Annotated in this window: 16 protein-coding genes; 11 read left to right on the plus strand and 5 right to left on the minus strand. The window is 71.5% G+C overall.

What is annotated here, in order from left to right; translation table 11 throughout:
* The first annotated feature begins 78 nt into the window (after positions 1–78).
* Together KY5_RS38725 and KY5_RS42010 are read left to right on the plus strand one after the other, a co-directional pair.
* A complete protein-coding gene (locus KY5_RS38725) occupies positions 79–1587 on the plus strand; it encodes a PepSY-associated TM helix domain-containing protein (RefSeq protein WP_098246579.1) in 1509 nt (502 codons plus the stop codon).
* A 493-nt stretch (positions 1588–2080) separates the two neighbouring features.
* Positions 2081–2239: a hypothetical protein gene (locus KY5_RS42010; RefSeq protein WP_159072706.1), complete on the plus strand. Its 159-nt coding sequence runs from the start codon at positions 2081–2083 to the stop codon at positions 2237–2239.
* A gap of 50 nt (positions 2240–2289) precedes the next feature.
* Here KY5_RS42010 and KY5_RS38730 read toward each other — a convergent pair whose 3' ends face one another.
* The gene (locus tag KY5_RS38730) at positions 2290–3258 is read right to left on the minus strand and encodes a hypothetical protein (protein ID WP_098246580.1); all 969 of its coding nucleotides are present in this window, start codon (positions 3256–3258) and stop codon (positions 2290–2292) included.
* Positions 3259–3544: 286 nt separating this feature from the next.
* Between KY5_RS38730 and KY5_RS38735 the strand changes: the two genes are divergently transcribed.
* Entirely contained in the window at positions 3545–4051 is a 507-nt protein-coding gene (locus tag KY5_RS38735) for a ferredoxin (protein WP_324965818.1), read from the plus strand.
* A 71-nt stretch (positions 4052–4122) separates the two neighbouring features.
* Here KY5_RS38735 and KY5_RS38740 read toward each other — a convergent pair whose 3' ends face one another.
* Positions 4123–4632: a DinB family protein gene (locus tag KY5_RS38740; protein WP_098246581.1), complete on the minus strand. Its 510-nt coding sequence runs from the start codon at positions 4630–4632 to the stop codon at positions 4123–4125.
* Positions 4633–4858: 226 nt separating this feature from the next.
* Here KY5_RS38740 and KY5_RS38745 point away from each other — a divergent pair, with 226 nt between their 5' ends.
* The 3 genes from KY5_RS38745 (at position 4859) to KY5_RS38760 (ending at position 10102) form a co-directional block, all read left to right on the plus strand.
* Positions 4859–6049 (plus strand): acyl-CoA dehydrogenase family protein, encoded by a 1191-nt coding sequence (locus tag KY5_RS38745; RefSeq protein ID WP_098246582.1) that lies wholly within the window; start codon positions 4859–4861, stop codon positions 6047–6049.
* A 113-nt stretch (positions 6050–6162) separates the two neighbouring features.
* Complete coding sequence (locus tag KY5_RS38750; protein ID WP_234363082.1) at positions 6163–7722, plus strand: alpha/beta hydrolase; 1560 nt, start codon at positions 6163–6165, stop codon at positions 7720–7722.
* Between the two features lie 133 nt (positions 7723–7855).
* Positions 7856–10102 carry a serine/threonine-protein kinase gene (locus KY5_RS38760; protein ID WP_098246583.1) on the plus strand — a complete coding sequence of 749 codons (2247 nt, stop codon included), beginning with the start codon at positions 7856–7858 and terminating at the stop codon, positions 10100–10102.
* Here KY5_RS38760 and KY5_RS38765 read toward each other — a convergent pair.
* Positions 10096–10710: a TetR/AcrR family transcriptional regulator gene (locus tag KY5_RS38765; protein ID WP_098246584.1), complete on the minus strand. Its 615-nt coding sequence runs from the start codon at positions 10708–10710 to the stop codon at positions 10096–10098. The genes KY5_RS38760 and KY5_RS38765 overlap by 7 nt on opposite strands.
* Before the next feature lie 132 nt (positions 10711–10842).
* On the opposite strand from KY5_RS38765, the gene KY5_RS38770 reads away from it, so the two are divergent.
* On the plus strand, positions 10843–12297 hold the full coding sequence (locus tag KY5_RS38770; protein WP_098246585.1) for an amidase: 1455 nt from the start codon (positions 10843–10845) through the stop codon (positions 12295–12297).
* Between the two features lie 207 nt (positions 12298–12504).
* Here the strand turns inward: KY5_RS38770 and KY5_RS38775 are convergent, their stop codons facing one another.
* Complete coding sequence (locus tag KY5_RS38775) at positions 12505–12957, minus strand: iron chaperone (protein ID WP_098246586.1); 453 nt, start codon at positions 12955–12957, stop codon at positions 12505–12507.
* Between the two features lie 161 nt (positions 12958–13118).
* On the opposite strand from KY5_RS38775, the gene KY5_RS38780 reads away from it, so the two are divergent.
* Positions 13119–13709, plus strand: a complete 591-nt coding sequence (locus KY5_RS38780) for a TetR/AcrR family transcriptional regulator (RefSeq protein ID WP_098246587.1) — start codon at positions 13119–13121, stop codon at positions 13707–13709.
* Positions 13710–13992: 283 nt separating this feature from the next.
* Here the strand turns inward: KY5_RS38780 and KY5_RS38785 are convergent, their stop codons facing one another.
* Entirely contained in the window at positions 13993–14469 is a 477-nt protein-coding gene (locus tag KY5_RS38785; protein WP_159072707.1) for a hypothetical protein, read from the minus strand.
* Positions 14470–14614: 145 nt separating this feature from the next.
* On the opposite strand from KY5_RS38785, the gene KY5_RS38790 reads away from it, so the two are divergent.
* The 3 genes from KY5_RS38790 to KY5_RS38800 all read left to right on the plus strand — a co-directional run bounded on the left by KY5_RS38790 (position 14615) and on the right by KY5_RS38800 (position 17760).
* Positions 14615–14758 carry a hypothetical protein gene (locus KY5_RS38790; protein ID WP_418952851.1) on the plus strand — a complete coding sequence of 48 codons (144 nt, stop codon included), beginning with the start codon at positions 14615–14617 and terminating at the stop codon, positions 14756–14758.
* A 42-nt stretch (positions 14759–14800) separates the two neighbouring features.
* Positions 14801–16351 carry a phytoene desaturase family protein gene (locus tag KY5_RS38795; protein ID WP_098246589.1) on the plus strand — a complete coding sequence of 517 codons (1551 nt, stop codon included), beginning with the start codon at positions 14801–14803 and terminating at the stop codon, positions 16349–16351.
* Positions 16352–16647: 296 nt separating this feature from the next.
* Positions 16648–17760 (plus strand): NAD(P)H-dependent flavin oxidoreductase, encoded by a 1113-nt coding sequence (locus KY5_RS38800; RefSeq protein ID WP_098246590.1) that lies wholly within the window; start codon positions 16648–16650, stop codon positions 17758–17760.
* Positions 17761–17762: the final 2 nt, after the last annotated feature.

Consider the following 17762-nt stretch of genomic DNA (forward strand, 5'->3'; position numbering starts at 1 on the left):
GCGGTCCGACTCCTGGACCGGTCCGGCTGCGGAGCCGGACCGCGGCCCGCCGATCCCGCCGACCCAGGAGAACGCCCCATGCCCGCCGATCCCACCGTCCTCGTCCCAGACGACGGGCAGCAGCCGGACGCACCCCCGAAGCCACCACAGGAATCGGCGGACCCCCACCCCGTGGCACGGCGCTCCGCCAGGGCGTCACTGCGCCCCCTGGTCCTGCGCCTGCACTTCTACGCTGGGCTGCTCATAGCCCCCTTCCTGCTCGTTGCCGCCACGACAGGGCTGCTGTACGCGGGGTCGTACCAGGTCGAGAAGTACGTGTACGCCGATGAACTCCGCGTCCCCGTCGGCGAGGACAAGACGGAGGTGCCCCTGGCCCGCCAGGTGGCCGCCGCGCGCAAGGCGCATCCCGAGGGCACGATCAGCGCGGTGCGGCCTTCGCCCGAGGAGGGCGCGACCACCCGCGTCCTGCTCTCCGGGGTCCCCGGCGTGGACCCCGACCACACGCTCGCCGTCTTCGTGAACCCGTACACGGCCGAGGTGCGCGGCGCGCTGGAGCAGTACGGCGCCAGCGGGGCGCTTCCGCTGCGCACCTGGATCGACGGGCTCCACCGGGATCTCCACCTCGGCGAGCCGGGCCGCCTCTACAGCGAACTCGCCGCGAGTTGGCTCTGGGTGATCGCGGGCGGCGGGCTCGTCCTGTGGTTCGGGCGGCGCAGGTCGCGCAGGAAGCTGCGGGGGACGAAGGGCGGCCGACGCACCCTGGCACTGCACGGTTCGGTGGGCGCCTGGGCGGCCGCGGGTCTGTTCTTCCTGTCGGCGACGGGCCTGACCTGGTCGACGTACGCGGGCCAGAGCATCAGCGACCTGCGGGAGGCCGTCAACCAGACGACGCCCACGGTGTCGGCGAGCGTCACGCCCGGCGGTGCGGCGGGGGCGGGGTCGGGCGGTGAGCACTCCGGCCACGGTGCCGCTTCCGGCGGCGTGGGAGCGGGTACGGGAGCGGGAGCCGGATCCGGGGGAGGCGCGGGGCGGGGCGGAGCCGACGTCGGACTAGACGCCGTCCTCAAGTCCGCCCGCGAGAAGGGGCTTTCGAACCCGGTGGAGATCGTCCCGCCGACCGACGAGGCATCGGCGTACGTCGTGAAGCAGGTCCAGCGCAGCTGGCCCGAGAAGCAGGACTCCGTCGCCGTGGATCCCACCAGCGGCCAGGTGACCGATGTGCTGCGGTTCGACGACTATCCGGTGCTGGCCAAGCTGTCCCGCTGGGGCATCGACGCGCACTCCGGCTCCCTGTTCGGCCTCGCCAACCAGATCGCGCTCGCCGCGCTCGCCGTCTGCCTGATCCTGCTGATCGTCCTGGGCTACCGGATGTGGTGGCGGCGCGGCCGAGGGAACAGTTTCGGACGGCCGATGGCGCGCGGCGCCTGGCAGGACGTCCCCGCGTACGTCCTCGTCCCGGCGCTCGCGGTGATCGCCGTGCTCGGCTACTTCATGCCGCTGCTCGGCATTCCGCTGGCGGTGTTCCTGGGCGTGGACATCGTGCTGGGGGAGATCGCGTACCGGCGCGGCAAACGTACGTACGCGTGAGCCGGCAACCAGGGGCACGGGCCCATGCGCCGGGCCCGTGCGCGGTGGACGGGGGCGGGCGGTCTCAGGCCCGGGCGGCGGCGCAGAACTCGTTGCCCTCCGGGTCGGCCATGAGGGGACCGTACTGCGGGCCGCTGACAACGCGCCGTCCGCACAGGAGTGTTCGGGGTGGTTCACGGCTGTCCGGGTGGCCGGGGTGACTCGGGAGTCGCTCAAGAATGACTCAAGGCGGCGAAGAATTATCGTGCGTGTGTGTGAGTCGGCTGTGGCTGGGCACCCGATTCTTTGGGTCCCGCCGTGTCTCCCCCGTCGCGGCGGGGCCTCACCCTTTGCCGGGGTCCGCTTCCGGCGACGGCCCCGACGTGGATTCCGGATGGCTTCGCCCCCTCGCGCGGGACGACCGGTTCCTGAACTCCCGTGTCCGCGGCCGCCGCGCGCGGCCCCCTCAAGCGGTCCTGTGCCGACCGGGACGCCAGGCCGGGGGAGCGGCCCAGTGATCACGGTGCGGACCGAGGCGGCGGCGCGGACGAACGTCCTCGTCGCCGCCGACCGCCGTGCCGCGCACGCCCGTGCCCACCTCGGCAGGGACGGGCCGGGGTGGGCACGGGGTTGGTGCGCGGGGGACGCACCGGAAGGCGGGCGCCGCGGCTGACCGGCCGAGCGGCGAAGGCCGGAGTCCACCGCGCCCGCGTGGCTTTCGGATCAGCCGAACTTCACCGAGCTGATCTTGTTGTCGAAGCCGACCGCTGCCAGGTCGGCGACATCGCCGTTGATGACCTTGGACTCACCGGTGCAGCCGCGGCCCGACCAGATCTTCGCCGACCCGCTCATCGAGATCGAGGAGGTCACCTTCGGCCGGGCCACGTTCTGGCAGCCCTTGCCCGCGACGCCCTGGGCCGGTCCGTCGTCCGAGAAGTTGGCGTCGTCGAAGAGGATGGCGCTGGTCGCGGGCGCCTGCCGGGCTTCCTCGGCGGCGGCCTCGTCCTGACCGCCGGGCTGCCCCGCCTTCCCGCCGTCGGGCCGGACGCCGAACCAAGTGCCGCCCACTCCCTGGCCGTTGGTGTCGCCGGGCCGGAGGTCCTTGCTGAAGCGGTAGACGGGCCAGCCGCCGACGGTGACCTGGTGGGTGCCGTCGCTGCGCGTGATGACGCCGACGGCCGACGGGTCCACCCCGTCGACGAAGATCTTGCCGCCGGGATTCACGAGCACGGGCGGCCAGGTGGTGGCGCAGGCGCCCTCGCAGTTCGACTTGGACGGCGACGCGGTGTCCTTGTCGAAGCGGTAGAGGGTGAAGCCGGAGCCGTTGACGACCACCGGGTCGAGGGCGCCCGCCCTGCCCGCGGAGAGCTGCACCCACTTGCGCTGCACCGGCTTGGTCGCGGGCTTGCCGGGCGGATTGGCCCAGTCCCCGGTGTTCGCGGGGGCGCTGTTCCGCTTTGCCGTACCGGACTTGAAGGCGAGGTCCATTGAGCCGGAGCCGGAGTCCGAGCCCGAGCCGGAGTCGTAGCCGGAGCTGGAAGTGGAGTCGGGCCTGGAGTCGGCCGACTCGTCTCCGCCGCCGCAGGCGGTCAGCAGCAGGGCGCCCGCGGCGGCGAAGGACGCGAACAGGGCGGTGTTCCTGCGGTACTTGGCGCTAGTGCGGGTACGTGTGCTTGTCGTCGTCCTGGTCATCGGGGTCTCCTCGGTCGGTGTCCGTGTGGGGCGCTGCCCAACTCGTGCCGTCGCAGCGTGAGTACGGGAGCCGAACGCCACCGGGTTCAGCACCTCACACGACCGAGACCAAACCGAGACATTGTCTAAGGCGGGATGATTTCCGGGAGTTGAGTCATTCTCCTTCCCGGTAGCCGACGGCCGCCGCGGTGACGATGGCGCCGAGCGCGGGCCCCGCGGCCCCTCGGGTGGAGCGTTTGGGCCACCGAGTGACGGGCTACCCGTGCGGAACCGAAGGGAGGGTTCCGTGACCGTCACGCCATCCCCGCCGGGCCTGCCGACCCTGCCGGAGCCGCCGACCGCGCCCCGCCGTGCCGACGCCGACAGCGCCCCGGCGTTCTCCCGAGGCGTGCCCCAGGACGTACCGAAGGACATTCCGAAGGGCGCACCGACTGACGTACCCAGAGAGGCACGTCACGAGGACCTGGTCCGCTACCTGGAGGACCGCTTCGCCTGTGTCCAGGCGTGCGACGACTGCGTCCGCGTCTGCGCCGTACGCCAGGGCCCCGCGGACCCCGGCGCGACCCCGCGCCTCAACTCGGCCTGCGCGGACGTGTGCGACGCGACCTCACGGGTCCTCGCCGAGCAGAGCGACCAGGACGAGGAGCGGGTCCGCATGCAGGTCGAGTGGTGCCGTGCCATCTGCCTCCAGTGCGCGAGCCTCTGCGACCTCGGGTCCGCCGCCGACGGCTGTGCGCAGGCGTGCCGCCGCTGCGCGAAGGCTTGCGCGGACTTCCTGACAACCTTGGGTTGAGCGGTTGAGGTTGAGGTTGAGAACGAGCGGTTGAGCGGCTGGGTGGGGGCACTCGCCTGAGCCCTCTCGCCTCAGGCACCCACCGTCCCGTCCACGCCCTCCCGCAGGAAGTCCGCGTGGCCGTTGTGGCGGCCGTACTCCAGGAGTACGTGCACCATGACCATCCGCAGGGACACCTCCTCGCCCCAGCGGGGCTGATGTCCGGCCTGGTCGAGGGAGTCCGCCGCGCGCTCGACGCGGCGCGAGTTCTCCACCTCGGCCTCCCAGGCGGAGAACGCCTCGTCCCTGGTCGACGCGCTCGCGTCGTACGCGGCCTGGAAGTCGATCTCGTCGGACCAGACCAACGGCACGTCGTTGTCCTCGAACACCCGGCGGAACCAGGCGCGTTCCACCTCCGCCATGTGCCGCACGAGCCCGAGCAGCGTGAGCGTGGACGGCGGCATCGACCGCTGCTTCAGCTGCTCGTCGGTGAGCCCCTCGCACTTCATGGCGAGGGTCGCCCGTTGGTAGTCGAGAAAGGCCCGCAGTGTCTCGCGCTCACTGCCGAAACTGGGCGGTCCCACGCGTTGGTCGCCGGTCACTGTCGTGCGTCTCCTCGGTCCGGTGGATGATCGGCGGCCAGTATCCACGACTCCCGACCCGCGGCTCCCGGTCCAGGACCCCCTACCCGCCGCCCCCGCCTCCCGCCGGAGCCGGTGCAAGCTCCCCGCGCCCCCGCCATTCCCTATTTCTGAAACGCGTTCTACTGTGTGCGCCGTCAAGTCCGGGACCGAGTCAGCCATCAGCCAGTCTGAGCCTGGAGGGGCCGTGCACCTCGAATACACGCCTGAGCAGCAGCGGCTGCGCACCGAGCTGCGTGCCTACTTCGCCGAGCTGGTGCCGGACAACGCCTATGCCAGGTACGGCGATCCGGCCGCCCAGAAGCGGTTCTACCGCGAGACGGTCCGGCGGCTCGGCACCGACGGCTGGCTCGGGGTCGGGTGGCCGGAGGAGTACGGCGGGCGCGGGCTCTCGCCCATGGAGCAGTTCATCTTCTTCGACGAGGCCGCGCAGGCGGGCGTCCCGCTGCCGCTGATGGCGCTGAACACCGTCGGCCCGACGATCATGCAGTTCGGCACGGAGGAGCAGAAGAGCTACTTCCTGCCGAAGATCCTCTCCGGCGAACTCGACTTCGCGATCGGCTACAGCGAACCGGACGCAGGCACCGACCTGGCGGCGCTCAAGACCAGGGCCGTACGGGAGGGCGACGAGGAGAGCGGCCACTACACGGTCGACGGGCAGAAGATCTGGACGACCAACGGCGACACCGCGGACTGGGTGTGGCTCGCGGTCCGCACCGACCCCGAGGCGCCGCCGCACAAGGGCATCACCATGCTCCTCGTACCGACGAGCGACCCCGGCTACTCCTGCACCCTCATCAACACCCTCGCCTCGCACGACACCACCGCGAGCTACTACGAGAACATCCGCGTCCCCGCGTCGCGCCGGGTCGGCAAGGAGAACAAGGGCTGGCGGCTCATCACCAACCAGCTCAACCACGAACGCGTCACGCTCGCCGCCCACGGCACCATGGCGATCCGCGCCCTGCACAACGTGCAGCGCTGGGCCATGGACACCAAACTCGCCGACGGCCGCCGCGTCATCGACCTGAACTGGGTGCGCCAGCGCCTGGCGAGGACCCACACCAGGCTCGACGCGATGAAGCTCCTCAACTGGCAGATGGTGAACGCCGTCCAGGAAGGCACCCTCACCCCCCAGGACGCCTCCGCCGTCAAGGTCTACGGCTCGGAGGCCCGCCGCGACGCGTACGCCTGGCTGATGGAAGTCGTCGGCGCGGCAGGCTCCTTGAAGGAGGGCTCGGCGGGCGCGGTGCTCCACGGCGAACTGGAACGCGGCTACCGGTCCGCGGTGATCTTCACCTTCGGCGGCGGCAACAACGAGATCCAGCGGGAGATCATCTCCTGGATCGGCTTGGGGATGCCGCGCGTACGGCGGTGAGTTGTTCCCCACCCCTTCGCGCCCACATCTCGCGCGCCCCCCCCGAGGGAGGCAAACACCCCCCTGACGCGTCCACCTGGTCGGTACCCAAAACCGAACAGAAGGAGCGTCTCGTGCAGCACTTCGCATACCGGCGGCGCCTGGTCCCGCTGCTCGCGCTGGGGGTGGTCGCCGGGCTCGTGCCGGGGCTCGTCGCTGGGGCGGCGGCAGCTGCTCCAGGGCAGACGGCCGCCCGTCAAGGTGACGCGTCCGCTCGACAACGAGGCGCGGACACGCGCCAGTTGGCTGCGTACACGCGGCAGAAGCTCAGCTGGAAGCGGTGCGCCGACGACAAGCCCGCCGTCTTCCAGTGCGCGACCCTGAAAGTACCCCTCGACTACCGCGTGCCCGAGGGCAGGCGGATCGACGTGGCGATCTCCCGGATCAGGACGAGCGATCCGGGCAAGCGGCGCGGGATCCTCACCATGAATCCGGGCGGGCCCGGCGGGCCCGGGCTCGAGTTGCCGGTCGAGGCCGCCGACGGGCTGCCGAAGGCCCTGCTCGACCAGTACGACCTGGTGGGCTTCGATCCGCGCGGGGTCGGCAGGAGCACCCCCGTCAGCTGCGGGCTCACCCGCGACGAGCTGCCCTATCCGCGCGTGACCCGCTCCACGGCCGACGCCGTGGCGAACGAGGCGTGGGCCAGGGGCTTCGCCGCCAAGTGCCGGGCGGCGGCCGGTGATCGGCTGCCGTACAACAGCACCCGCAACACCGCCCGCGACATGGACGTCATGCGCGCCGTCCTGGGCGAGAAGAAGCTGACGTACTACGGCGTCTCGTACGGCACCGCGCTCGGCGCCGTCTACATGCAGCTCTTCCCGCACCGCGTCGACCGGTTCGTGCTCGACAGCGCCGTGGACCCGGGCCGGATGTGGCGCGGCATGTTCCGGATCTGGGGTCCTGAGGGGGAGCGGGCCTTCCAGCGGTGGACGAAGTGGACCGCCGACCGGGACCGGACGTACCACCTCGGCGCTTCGCCCGCCGCGGTCGCGCGGAGCTTCTGGCGGCTCGTCGCGCGAGCCGACACGAAGCCGATCGTCTTCGGCGAGGCGACACTCGACGGACCCGCCGTACGCGACCTGCTGCGGCCGGAGCTGTACAGCGTCCGCAAGGGCGCCGAGGCCGTGGCGATGCTCAAGAGGGCCGCCGATGGGCAGAGCGTGCCGGGCCTGCCCGCCGAGGAGAGCAGCGAGAACGAGATCGCGAGCCAGACCGCCGTGCTGTGCGCCGACGCCCCCTGGCCGCGCGATCCCGGCGTCTACCGCCGCGACGCCTTCCACGACGCCGCGCGCCATCCGCTGTACGGCGACTTCGCCGCGAGCATCATCCCCTGCGCCTACTGGCCGAAGGGAGCCGAGCCCGCCACCACGGTCGACAACGACGTCACGTCGCTGATCGTGCAGAACGAGTGGGACCCGCAGACCCCGCTGACCGGCGCCCGCGCCATGCACCGCGCCCTGAAGGGCTCCCGCATGGTGACCGTCGACGAGGGCGAGGGCCACGGCGTGGTCTTCGGCGACACCCGCAACACCTGTGCCGAGAACGCCGCCCTGGGCTACCTCGCCACCGGCGGGCTCCCGGACCGCGACGTCACCTGTCACGCGACACCGGGCCGGCGCGGCATCGGCCGTTGACCCGGCAGGCGTACGCCGACGCGCCGTCCGAGGCGCAGCGGCGCCGTCCCGCACCGTACAAACTCGACAGACGGGACGCCATACTGGACGAGCCGGGGAGGGCGCAGCGAAACAACGGGGGCGACAGCACGAGATGGCGGACACCAGGCTGATCCACGGCCGGTACCGGTTGCTGGATCTGATCGGGCGCGGCGGCATGGGCGAGGTGTGGCGGGCGCGCGACGAGTCGCTCGGGCGCCGGGTGGCCGTCAAGTGCCTCAAACCGATGGGGCCCCAGCACGACCAGTCCTTCACGCGCGTGCTGCGCGAGCGCTTCCGGCGCGAGGCCAGGGTCGCCGCCGCCCTCCAGCACCGCGGCGTCACCGTCGTGCACGACTTCGGCGAGTACGACGGCGTGCTGTACCTGGTGATGGAGCTCCTGGAGGGCCGCAACCTCAGCCAGCTCCTGGAGGACAACAAACAGCATCCGCTGCCCGTCGACGACGTGGTGGAGATCGCCGAACAGGTCTCGTCCGCCCTCGCGTACACCCACGAACAGGGCATCGTGCACCGGGACCTGAAGCCCGCGAACATCATGCGGCTCTCCGACGGCACGGTGAAGATCTGCGACTTCGGCATCGCGCGGCTCGGCGCCGACATCGGCTTCACCTCGCGCCTGACCGGCACGGGCATCGCCATGGGCACCCCGCACTACATGTCGCCCGAGCAGATCAGCGGCGACCCGGTCGACCAGCGCAGCGACCTCTACTCCCTGGGCTGCGTGCTCTACGAGATCGCCACCGGTGCCCCGCCCTTCGACCTGGAGGACGCCTGGGCCGTCCTCGTCGGCCACCGCGACACCACTCCGCAGCCGCCCCGCCGCCACCGCGCCGAACTGCCCGGGTACTTCGACCGGGTCGTCCTCGACCTGCTCGCTAAAGAACCCGCGGACCGGCCGCACGACGCACGGGAGTTGGGCCGCCGCATCACCGCGGGCCGGTCCAGCGTCTCGTACGTACCGACCGTCGTCAGTCCGCCCGTGCGCTGCCCCGAACAGCCGCCGTCCCACGAGCCGCGGCTGCCCTCCTGGACCCGCGGCATGACCACCGGGCACAAGGCGGGCGGCGCGTCCGTGCTGCGCGCCACCCCGCCGGACGCGGCGGCGGGCCTGACCGGCGAGTGGATCCCGCGCGTCGACGCGCGCCGGGCCGCGGCGGCGCGCGGGCCCGAACGGCCCACGCCCTCCGCCGAGTTGGTCGCCACGCTCACCAGCAGGCACAACGCGGGCCTGAGTCTCGGCAGGCTCGGCCGCTGGGCCGAAGCGGGCGAGGTGCACCGCGCGGTCGCCGCCGAGCGCGAGCACGCGCTCGGCCCCGACCACCCCGACACGCTCGCCAGCCGTTACGAAGTGGGGTTCACGCTCAGCCGCACGGGCCGCGCGGCCGACGCGCTGCGCGAGTACGGCCGCGTCGCCGAGGGGCGGGAGCGCTCCCTGGGGCCCGAGCACCCGGAGACGCTCGCGGCGCGCCAGGAGATGGCGTACGTACTGGGCCAGCTCGGGCGGCACTTCGAAGCGCACCAGACGTACACCGCGGTCCTCGCCGTACGGGAGCGCACGGCGGGCCCCGACCACCCGGACACGCTGCGCTGTCGGCACAACCTCGCCTACAACCTGAGCCGCCTCGGCCGTCTGGAGGACTCCTACCGGCTCGCCGGTGAGGTCGCCGCGGCTCGTGCGCGAGTGCTCGGCCCCGCCCATCCGGACACGCTCGTCACGCGGTACGAAGTGGCGTACGCGCTGGGTCAGTTGGGGCGCTGGCCGGAGGCCCTGCAGACCTACCGCGAGGTCGCCGACGCGCGGGTGCGGGCGCTCGGCGCCGACCACCCCGACACACTCGCGGCCCGCTACGAGGTCGGCATAAGCCTCGGCAGGCTCGGCCGCAGCGGCGAGGCGCTCGAGCTGTACCGCGACCTGATCGACGACCGTACGCGCGTCAACGGCCCCGCCGATCCCGAGACGTTGCGCGCCCGGCACGGGCTCGGGGTGAACCTGGGCAGGCAGGGCCGTTGGGAGGAGGCCCTCGCGGAGGCCCGTGACGTGTGCGCGATCCGTGAGCGGGTGCTCGGCGCCGATCACCCGGACACCCTGGTCAGCCGTCGCGAGGTCGCCGTGGGCCTCGGCTGGCTGGGTCGCTGGTCCGACGCGCTCACCGAGTACCGCAGGGTGGCCGCGGCCCGCGAACAGGTGCTCGGCGCCGACCACCCCGACGCCCTCGCGAGCCGCAACGACGAGGCGCACTGCCTGGAGCAACTGGGCCGTGGCACGGAGGCGGTCGAGCTGTACCGCAGGGTGGCCGCGCTCCGTCAGCAGCGGGGTCCCGGGGGACCCGGGGGTCACTGACCGTCGCGGGCGTCCGACCGGTGCCGGTCGACGATGGCCTCGACGATCCGCATCAGTCGGTCCCCGGTCCGGTCGATGCTCCCGTTCTGCGTGCTGACCTGGACGCCTTCGAGCAGGAAGGTGATCTCGGCGGCGGTCTGCTCGGGGTCGGGCAGCCCGGCATCGGTGCACATGCCGACCAGGCGGCGGGTCTGGAGGGCCTTGTGCTCCTCGATCACCTGCCGCGCGGGGTGGGCGCGGTCGGGCAGTTCGGCGAGTGAGTTGATGAACGGGCAGCCCCGGTGCGAGACCTCGGGCAGGCCCTCGGCGATGAAGCGGGCCAGGCCCAGGATCTGCTCCCTCGGCCGGTCGGGATGCTCGGCCTCGACCCGGTCGAAGGCCGCCTGGTAGTCGGCGGCGACGATCCGCAGCCACTCGGCGACGAGCGCGTCCTTGGTCTCGAAGTGCCGGTAGATGGCCATCTTGGTGGTCTCGGCCTTCTCGGCGATCGCCTGGACGCCCACCCGTCGGATCCCCTCGCGCTGGAAGAGCTCCTCCGCCGCGTCGAGGATGCGCTCGCGCGGCGGCAGCTTCGCCACCCTGCTCGGCCTGCTGACGGTCGATGCCATGCGTTCTCCGTGGTGTCCGGTCCGTGCCCTTGGCTCATCGGCCCTGCTACGGTACCAGTCCGTCCCGAACGATACCGGGCGGTATCGCATGGGGTCGATCGGTATCGTTTCTTCTCTTCGCAGGGAGTGGCAGTGAAGATCAGTGAGTACGTGGGGTTCGACGCGGTAGGGCTCGCGGAGCTGGTGGCCAGGGGCGAGGTGACCCCCGCCGAGCTGGAGGCGACCGCGCGCGAGGCCGCTGAGGCGGTCAATCCGCGGATCAACGCCCTCGTGGAGACCTGGCCGACCGACGACGAACCCACCCCCGGTGGCGCACCGTTGGCCGGAGTTCCCTTCCTCATCAAGGACATCGGGGTCACCATGGCCGGGCGCCGCATGGAGCTGGGCAGCCGTCTCGCGGCGGGCAACGTCGCCGCCGCCGACTCCGCCCTGATGCGCCGCTTCCGCCGCGCGGGACTCGTGACGTTCGGGCGGACCACGACACCGGAGATGGCCTACAGCAACACGACGGAACCCGTGCTGTACGGCGAGACCCGCAACCCGTGGAACCCGGCCCTGAGCGCGGGCGGCTCGAGCGGCGGCGCAGGCGCGGCCGTCGCCGCCGGGGTGGTCCCGATCGCGCACGCCACCGACGCCGCGGGCTCCATCCGCATCCCCGCCGCCTACAACGGCCTCTTCGGGCTCAAGCCCACCCGGGGCAGGGTCTCCTGGGGCCCCGACTTCGACGAGATGTTCAACGGCCTCGCCGTGCACGGCAGCGTCAGCCGCACGGTCCGCGACAGCGCGGTCCTGCTCGACCAGATACGCGGCGCGGAGCCGGGCGACCCCTACGTCGCGCGGGAGCCTGCGCGGCCGTACGCGCGGGAAGTCACCCGCGATCCGGGCTCGCTGCGGATCGGTGTGCTCGGTCAGGCATGGGGCGGGCGCCGCACCACCGCACCCGTGGCCGACGCGCTCTCCCGTACCGTGCGCCTGCTGGAGTCCCTGGGGCACCGGGTCGAGGAGGTCGAGGTCGACCTCGGTGTGGAATGGGAGGAGCTGCTCCTGGCCAGTGCCCGTCAGTGGACGGCGAACCTCGCGGCCTCGATCGACGAGCTGGCCACCGCCTTCGGCCGTCCCGTCGACTCCTCCACACTGGAGCCGCCCGTCCTGGCCAGCTACCACTACGGACAGCGGGTCAGCGGCGCCCAGTTCGTCACGGCTCTCGCGCTCCGCAACCGGGTCGCGCGGAGTCTGGCGCGGCACTTCACCACGCACGACATCCTGCTCACCCCGACCGTGCCGGAGCTGCCGGTGCCGCTGGGCACCCATGCCGAGGGAGCGGCGCGCCTCGACGGCCTCGGCTGGCTGCGCCGCCTCTTCGACATCGCACCGTTCACCGCGGTGTTCAACGTGGCGGGCACGCCCGCGATGTCCGTGCCGGTGACGGCCGAGCCTGCTACGGGGCTGCCGATCGGCATGCAGTTCGCCGCGGACCACGGCCTGGAGGACCTCCTGTTCCGCCTCGCGGGCCAGCTCGAACAGGCGAGCCCGTGGGCGGACCGGACTCCTCTGGTGTGGGCGGGGGAGGGTGCGGCCGAGGTTTAGTGGGGCATTTCGGAGCCCCATCATCTCCGAAGCCGCACCCGGACGGCGCGTCACATCTGCGACTGAGCAGCAGGATTTGCCACCTGCTCTGGTCATCCTGGCGCCTCGACGTCGTGGGTGAAGGCACGCAGCAGATGCTGTGCCAGCAGCGCCAGGCCGCCGAGCACGCCAAGGTGCCACAGACCCTGCCCGTTCACCGGGCGCGCCTTAGCTCACCGCCCGCTTCACGAGCGCAGCGATCCGCGCCTCCACATCGGCTGTCACCTCGGTGAGGGCGAAACCGGCCGCCCACATCGTGCCCTCGTCCAGCTTCGCCTGGTCGCTGAACCCGAGCGTCGCGTAGCGCGCCTTGAACTTCTCCGCGCTCTGGAAGAAGCACACGACCTTGCCGTCCAGTGCGTAGGCGGGCATCCCGTACCAGAGCTTCGGCGCGAGGGCTGGGGCGCCGGCCGTGATGACGGCATGGACCCGCTCAGCCATGATCCGGTCCGAGTCCTGCATCTCGGCGATCTTCGCGAGCACGTCTCGCTTCGCCTCCGCCGCCTTGTCCGCGCGCGAGCTGCGGCGGGCTGCCGTCTTCAGCTCTTGGGCGTGGTCCTTCATCGCGGCCCGCTCCTCGGCCGTGAATCCCTCGTGCGTGCCGCTTTCGGTGCTGCTCATGGCAGATCTCCCTCTGGGGTCTGATGCGTTGGATCTTGGACGCGTGGGTGGCGACGTGCCGCCACATCCGGCATCGGCACGCAACGTGCCGATCGAGTCCGAATACTGTGTGCAGCCCTCCGCATTGTCAACGGCACGCCATGTGCCGTTACGATGGCGGCATGACCGACACGTCAGCCACGCCGAGGCGCCGAGGCGCCGCGCGCACCGAAGCACTGCTGCAGGTAACCCTCGAGCTGGCTGCGGAGGTCGGATACGCGGGTCTGAGCATCGAGGCGGTCGGCCGAAGGGCCGGGGTCGGAAAACACACGATCTACCGGCGCTGGCCGTCCATGTCGGCGCTGCTGCTGGACGCGCTCAGCCGCGTGTGGACCAGCGACCTGGACTACCGCGACACCGGGGACGTCCGCGCAGATTTGCGCGAGCAGTTTCTACGCTCGGGCCTCGCCCTCTCCAGCCCGCCGATCGGCCCCGTCTATCGCGCAGTCATCGCCGAGGCGCAGGCCGATTCAACGCTGCGGGCGACCCTCCACGAGCGATTCCTGGTCACCGTCGAGCAGAGCACCCTCGACCGCATCACCCGCGCCCAGCGCACCGGTGAGCTGACCGCGGAAGCGAATCTGGAATCCGCCGCCGAGGTGCTGTGCGGCACGCTGTACTACCGCAGCCTCCTGTCAACCCGCCCCATCGACGAGCGCGCGGTCGACGGGCTGCTGGACATGTTCATGGCCGCCTACGGAACCAGCAGTTAGGACTCGACCGCCCACGTCGGACCTACTCTCACGATCCGAGGACCGTACAGGTCACAACCGCACAACAGGGCGAAGGTTGTCTGATGCGGCACTAGTTCGCCGACCGGTTCGCCCAGGGCACGGTGCCCGACTCCGCTGATCCGCATACATGCACTGTCGTGGGGCACCTTCGCCGACGTCCGCTTCCTCAACACAGCGGCCTGTACGAAGAACTCGGGTACACGTGGGTCGGTCGCCACCAGTTGGACGGTGATGGGGGCGTGTCCTCGGCGGTGACCCGCCTTTACTGGAGCTCCTTCTTCAGCCCAGGCACTTCCGGCCCGGTGTCCTTGCTGGGCATCTTCCACTTGTGCGCCATGCCGTCGCCGTCACGGTAGACGAGTGTGCCGCCCTGTGTTTGCGTCGGCGTCAGATCGAACACTTCGAGGTCTAGCTGGTAGGCGCCCGGTTCGACGGGGCCAGCATCGTTGTAGCGGTCGATAGTGACGCTGGTGGCTTCGCCATCCAAGGTGCTGATGGTCTGCCCATCGGAGGCAATCCATGTCCATCCGCCGTTGCTGATGGGAGCGGTCTGTTCGGCAGCAGCGCCTGTCATGGCGCGGTTCTTGGTCGTGATGATGGCAAACATGCCGTACTTGGCGTCGGTGATGCCGTCCGTAGCTGTGAACACCACGTTGGTAGGGGTGATATCCAAGCCCCCTTTACCGCTCTCGCCCGTGGTGGTTGTGGAGCGGCGGCCCGAAGACGGGCGATCTGTCACCTACTCCTGGACAACCTCAGGACGCGGCGGCGCCGTCCGCCAGAACGGCTACGGCCTACTGGATTGAGTTGCGCCCGTACTCTCGTACTGACGGCATCGCGCATTGCCCGGACTGCGCGACTGGACTCATACGCGGGACGTGCTCATGGCCAACTGCGGGATCCGGGCGGCGCTGCCCACCGCCCAGGTCGCGGCCTCCCGGCGGTTCGCGGCCTACGTCATCCAGGCGTTCGAGGCCCGCCCCCGGCCGACCCCGCTGCCGGCACCGGCTCGACTCGCCTTCCCGTGACGGGCGGGGCCTTCCGCGGCCCGGCCCGTGCTAGGAAGGGGCATGCCTGATCGCGATGCGTACGACGCCGTCATCGTCGGCGGTGGTCACAACGGTCTCGCCGCCGCCGCCTATCTCGCCCGCGCGGGGCGTTCCGTGCTGCTCATCGAGCGGCTCGCGGACACCGGGGGCGCCGCCGTGTCCAGTCGGCCCTTCCCCGGGGTCGACGCCCGCCTGTCCCGCTACTCGTACCTGGTCAGCCTGCTCCCGAAGAAGATCGTCAGGGATCTCGACCTCGACTTCCGGGTGCGTACGCGCACCGTCTCCTCCTACACGCCCACCGAGCGCGCCGGCCGTCCCACCGGACTGCTCGTCGGCGGCGGCGAGGCCCGCACCCGGCAGGGCTTCGCGCGGCTCACCGGCGACCACCGCGAGTACGAGGCGTGGCGGAGCTTCTACGCCATGACCGCCCAGGTCGCCCGCACCGTCTTCCCCACCCTCACCGACCCGCTGCCCACGCGTGACGAACTGCGTGCCCGCGTCGCCGACGACACCGCCTGGCGCACCCTCTTCGAAGAGCCCATCGGCACGGCGATCGAGCAGCGCTTCACCGACGACCTGGTGCGCGGCGTCGTCCTCACCGACGCCCTGATCGGCACCTTCGCGGATGCCCACGATCCGTCCCTGCGGCAGAACCGCTGCTTCCTCTACCACGTCATCGGCGGCGGCACCGGCGACTGGAACGTCCCCGTCGGCGGCATGGGAGCCCTCACCGGCGCGCTCGCCGACGCCGCGCGCGCCGCGGGCGCCCGGATCCGCACCGGGTGCGAGGCGACCCGGATCGAGTCCGACGGACAGCGCGCCGAAGTGACGTACGCGACGGCCGACGGCGAACACACCGCCGCCGCCCGGCACGTCCTGGTCAACGCCTCGCCCGAGGCCCTCGCCGCGCTGCTCGGCGACGCGCCGCCCCCGCCCGCCGAAGGCGCACAGCTCAAGGTCAACATGCTGCTCAAGCGACTGCCGAGGCTGCGCGACACCTCCGTCGACCCGCGCGAGGCGTTCGGGGGGACCTTCCACATCGCCGAGGGGTACGAGGCGCTGGCGACCGCGTACACCGAGGCCGCCGCGGGCACGCCGCCCACCGCGCCGCCGTCGGAGATCTACTGCCACTCGCTCACCGATCCGACGATCCTCGCCCCCGCCCTGGCGGAGCGCGGCTATCAGACCCTCACGCTCTTCGGTCTGCACACCCCCGCCAGGCTCTTCGCGCCGGACCACGACGCGGTGCGCGCCGAGCTCCTCACGTCGACGCTCGCGCAGCTCGACCAGCACCTGGCCGAGCCGATCACCGACTGCCTGGCGCTGGACGCGGAGGGCCGCCCCTGCATCGAGGCGAAGACCCCGCTCGACCTGGAACGGGACCTGAGGCTGCCCGGCGGCAACATCTTCCACCGCGACCTCGCCTTCCCGTACGCCCAGGAGGACACCGGGCGTTGGGGCGTGGAGACCCGGCTCGCCAACGTCCTGTTGTGCGGCGCGGGCGCGGTGCGCGGCGGCGGGGTCAGCGGAATTCCCGGGCACAACGCGGCGATGGCCGCGATGGGGGTCTGACGGGCGGGCCCGCTCCGACACGAAAGAACCCCCGGCTCCGTGGGGAGCCGGGGGCTTGAGTGGAGCGCTGGGCAGGCCTTGCACCTACATTTCCCCGCAGGAAGCGGGGCGTCTTTCCTTGGACGACCAACGCGCGGCCCGTGTCCCGGAGTTCCGGGTGCGGGCGCAAGATCAACTGTAGCGCATCTTGCGGGGTGCCCGAACCACCTGCCCGGGGTGACGCCGGAGCCCAAAGAATCTGACACTGCATCAGAAAATCTCTTCCCTCGAAGGGACCGCTGCGGCATCCTGCGCCCATGCAGACGGAGTTGAGCAAGAAACTGGGAGTCGAGCACGCCGTCTTCGGCTTCACGCCCTTCCCCGCGGTGGCCGCCGCCATCAGCAGGGCGGGCGGGTTCGGGGTGCTCGGCGCGGTCCGCTACACGGCACCCGACGAACTGGCCAGAGACCTCGACTGGATGCAGGAGCACGTCGACGGCAAGCCCTACGGGCTCGACGTCGTCATGCCCGCCAAGAAGGTCGAGGGCGTGAGCGAGGCCGATGTCGAGGCGATGATCCCCGAGGGGCACCGGCAGTTCGTCAGGGACACCCTCGCCAAACACGGCGTGCCCGAACTCGCCGAGGGGGAGGCGTCCGGCTGGCGCATCACGGGTTGGATGGAGGAGGTCGCCCGCAACCAGCTCGACGTCGCGTTCGACTACCCGATCAAACTCCTCGCCAACGCGCTCGGTTCGCCGCCGGCCGACGTGATCCAGCGGGCCCACGACCACGACGTCCTCGTCGCGGCCCTCGCGGGCAGCGCCAAGCACGCGCGCAAGCACGCCGAGGCGGGCATCGACGTCGTCGTCGCGCAGGGGTACGAGGCGGGCGGGCACACCGGCGAGATCGCCTCCATGGTGCTCACGCCCGAGGCCGTGGAAGCCGTCGCGCCGCTGCCGGTGCTCGCCGCGGGCGGCATCGGCAGCGGGCAGCAGATCGCCGCCGCGCTCGCCCTCGGCGCACAGGGCGTCTGGCTCGGCTCCCTGTGGCTCACCACCACCGAGGCCGACCTCCACTCGCCCGCGCTCACCAGGAAGCTGCTCGCGGCAGGCTCCGGCGACACCGTCCGCTCCCGCGCCCTCACCGGCAAGCCCGCACGCCAGTTGCGCACCGAGTGGACCGACGCCTGGGACGACCCGCAGGGCCCGGGGACGCTGCCGATGCCGCTCCAGGGCCTCCTGGTCGCCGAGGCCGTGTCCCGCATCCAGAAGTACGAGGTGGGGGAGCTGCTCGGCACCCCGGTCGGCCAGATCGTCGGCCGGATGAACAGCGAACGCAGCGTCCAGGCGGTCTTCGACGACCTGACGCGTGGCTTCGAGGACGCCGTGGACCGCATCAACCGCATCGCGGGAAGGGGAAGCCAGTCATGAGC

Source organism: Streptomyces formicae (assembly GCF_002556545.1).
Lineage (GTDB): Bacteria > Actinomycetota > Actinomycetes > Streptomycetales > Streptomycetaceae > Streptomyces > Streptomyces formicae_A.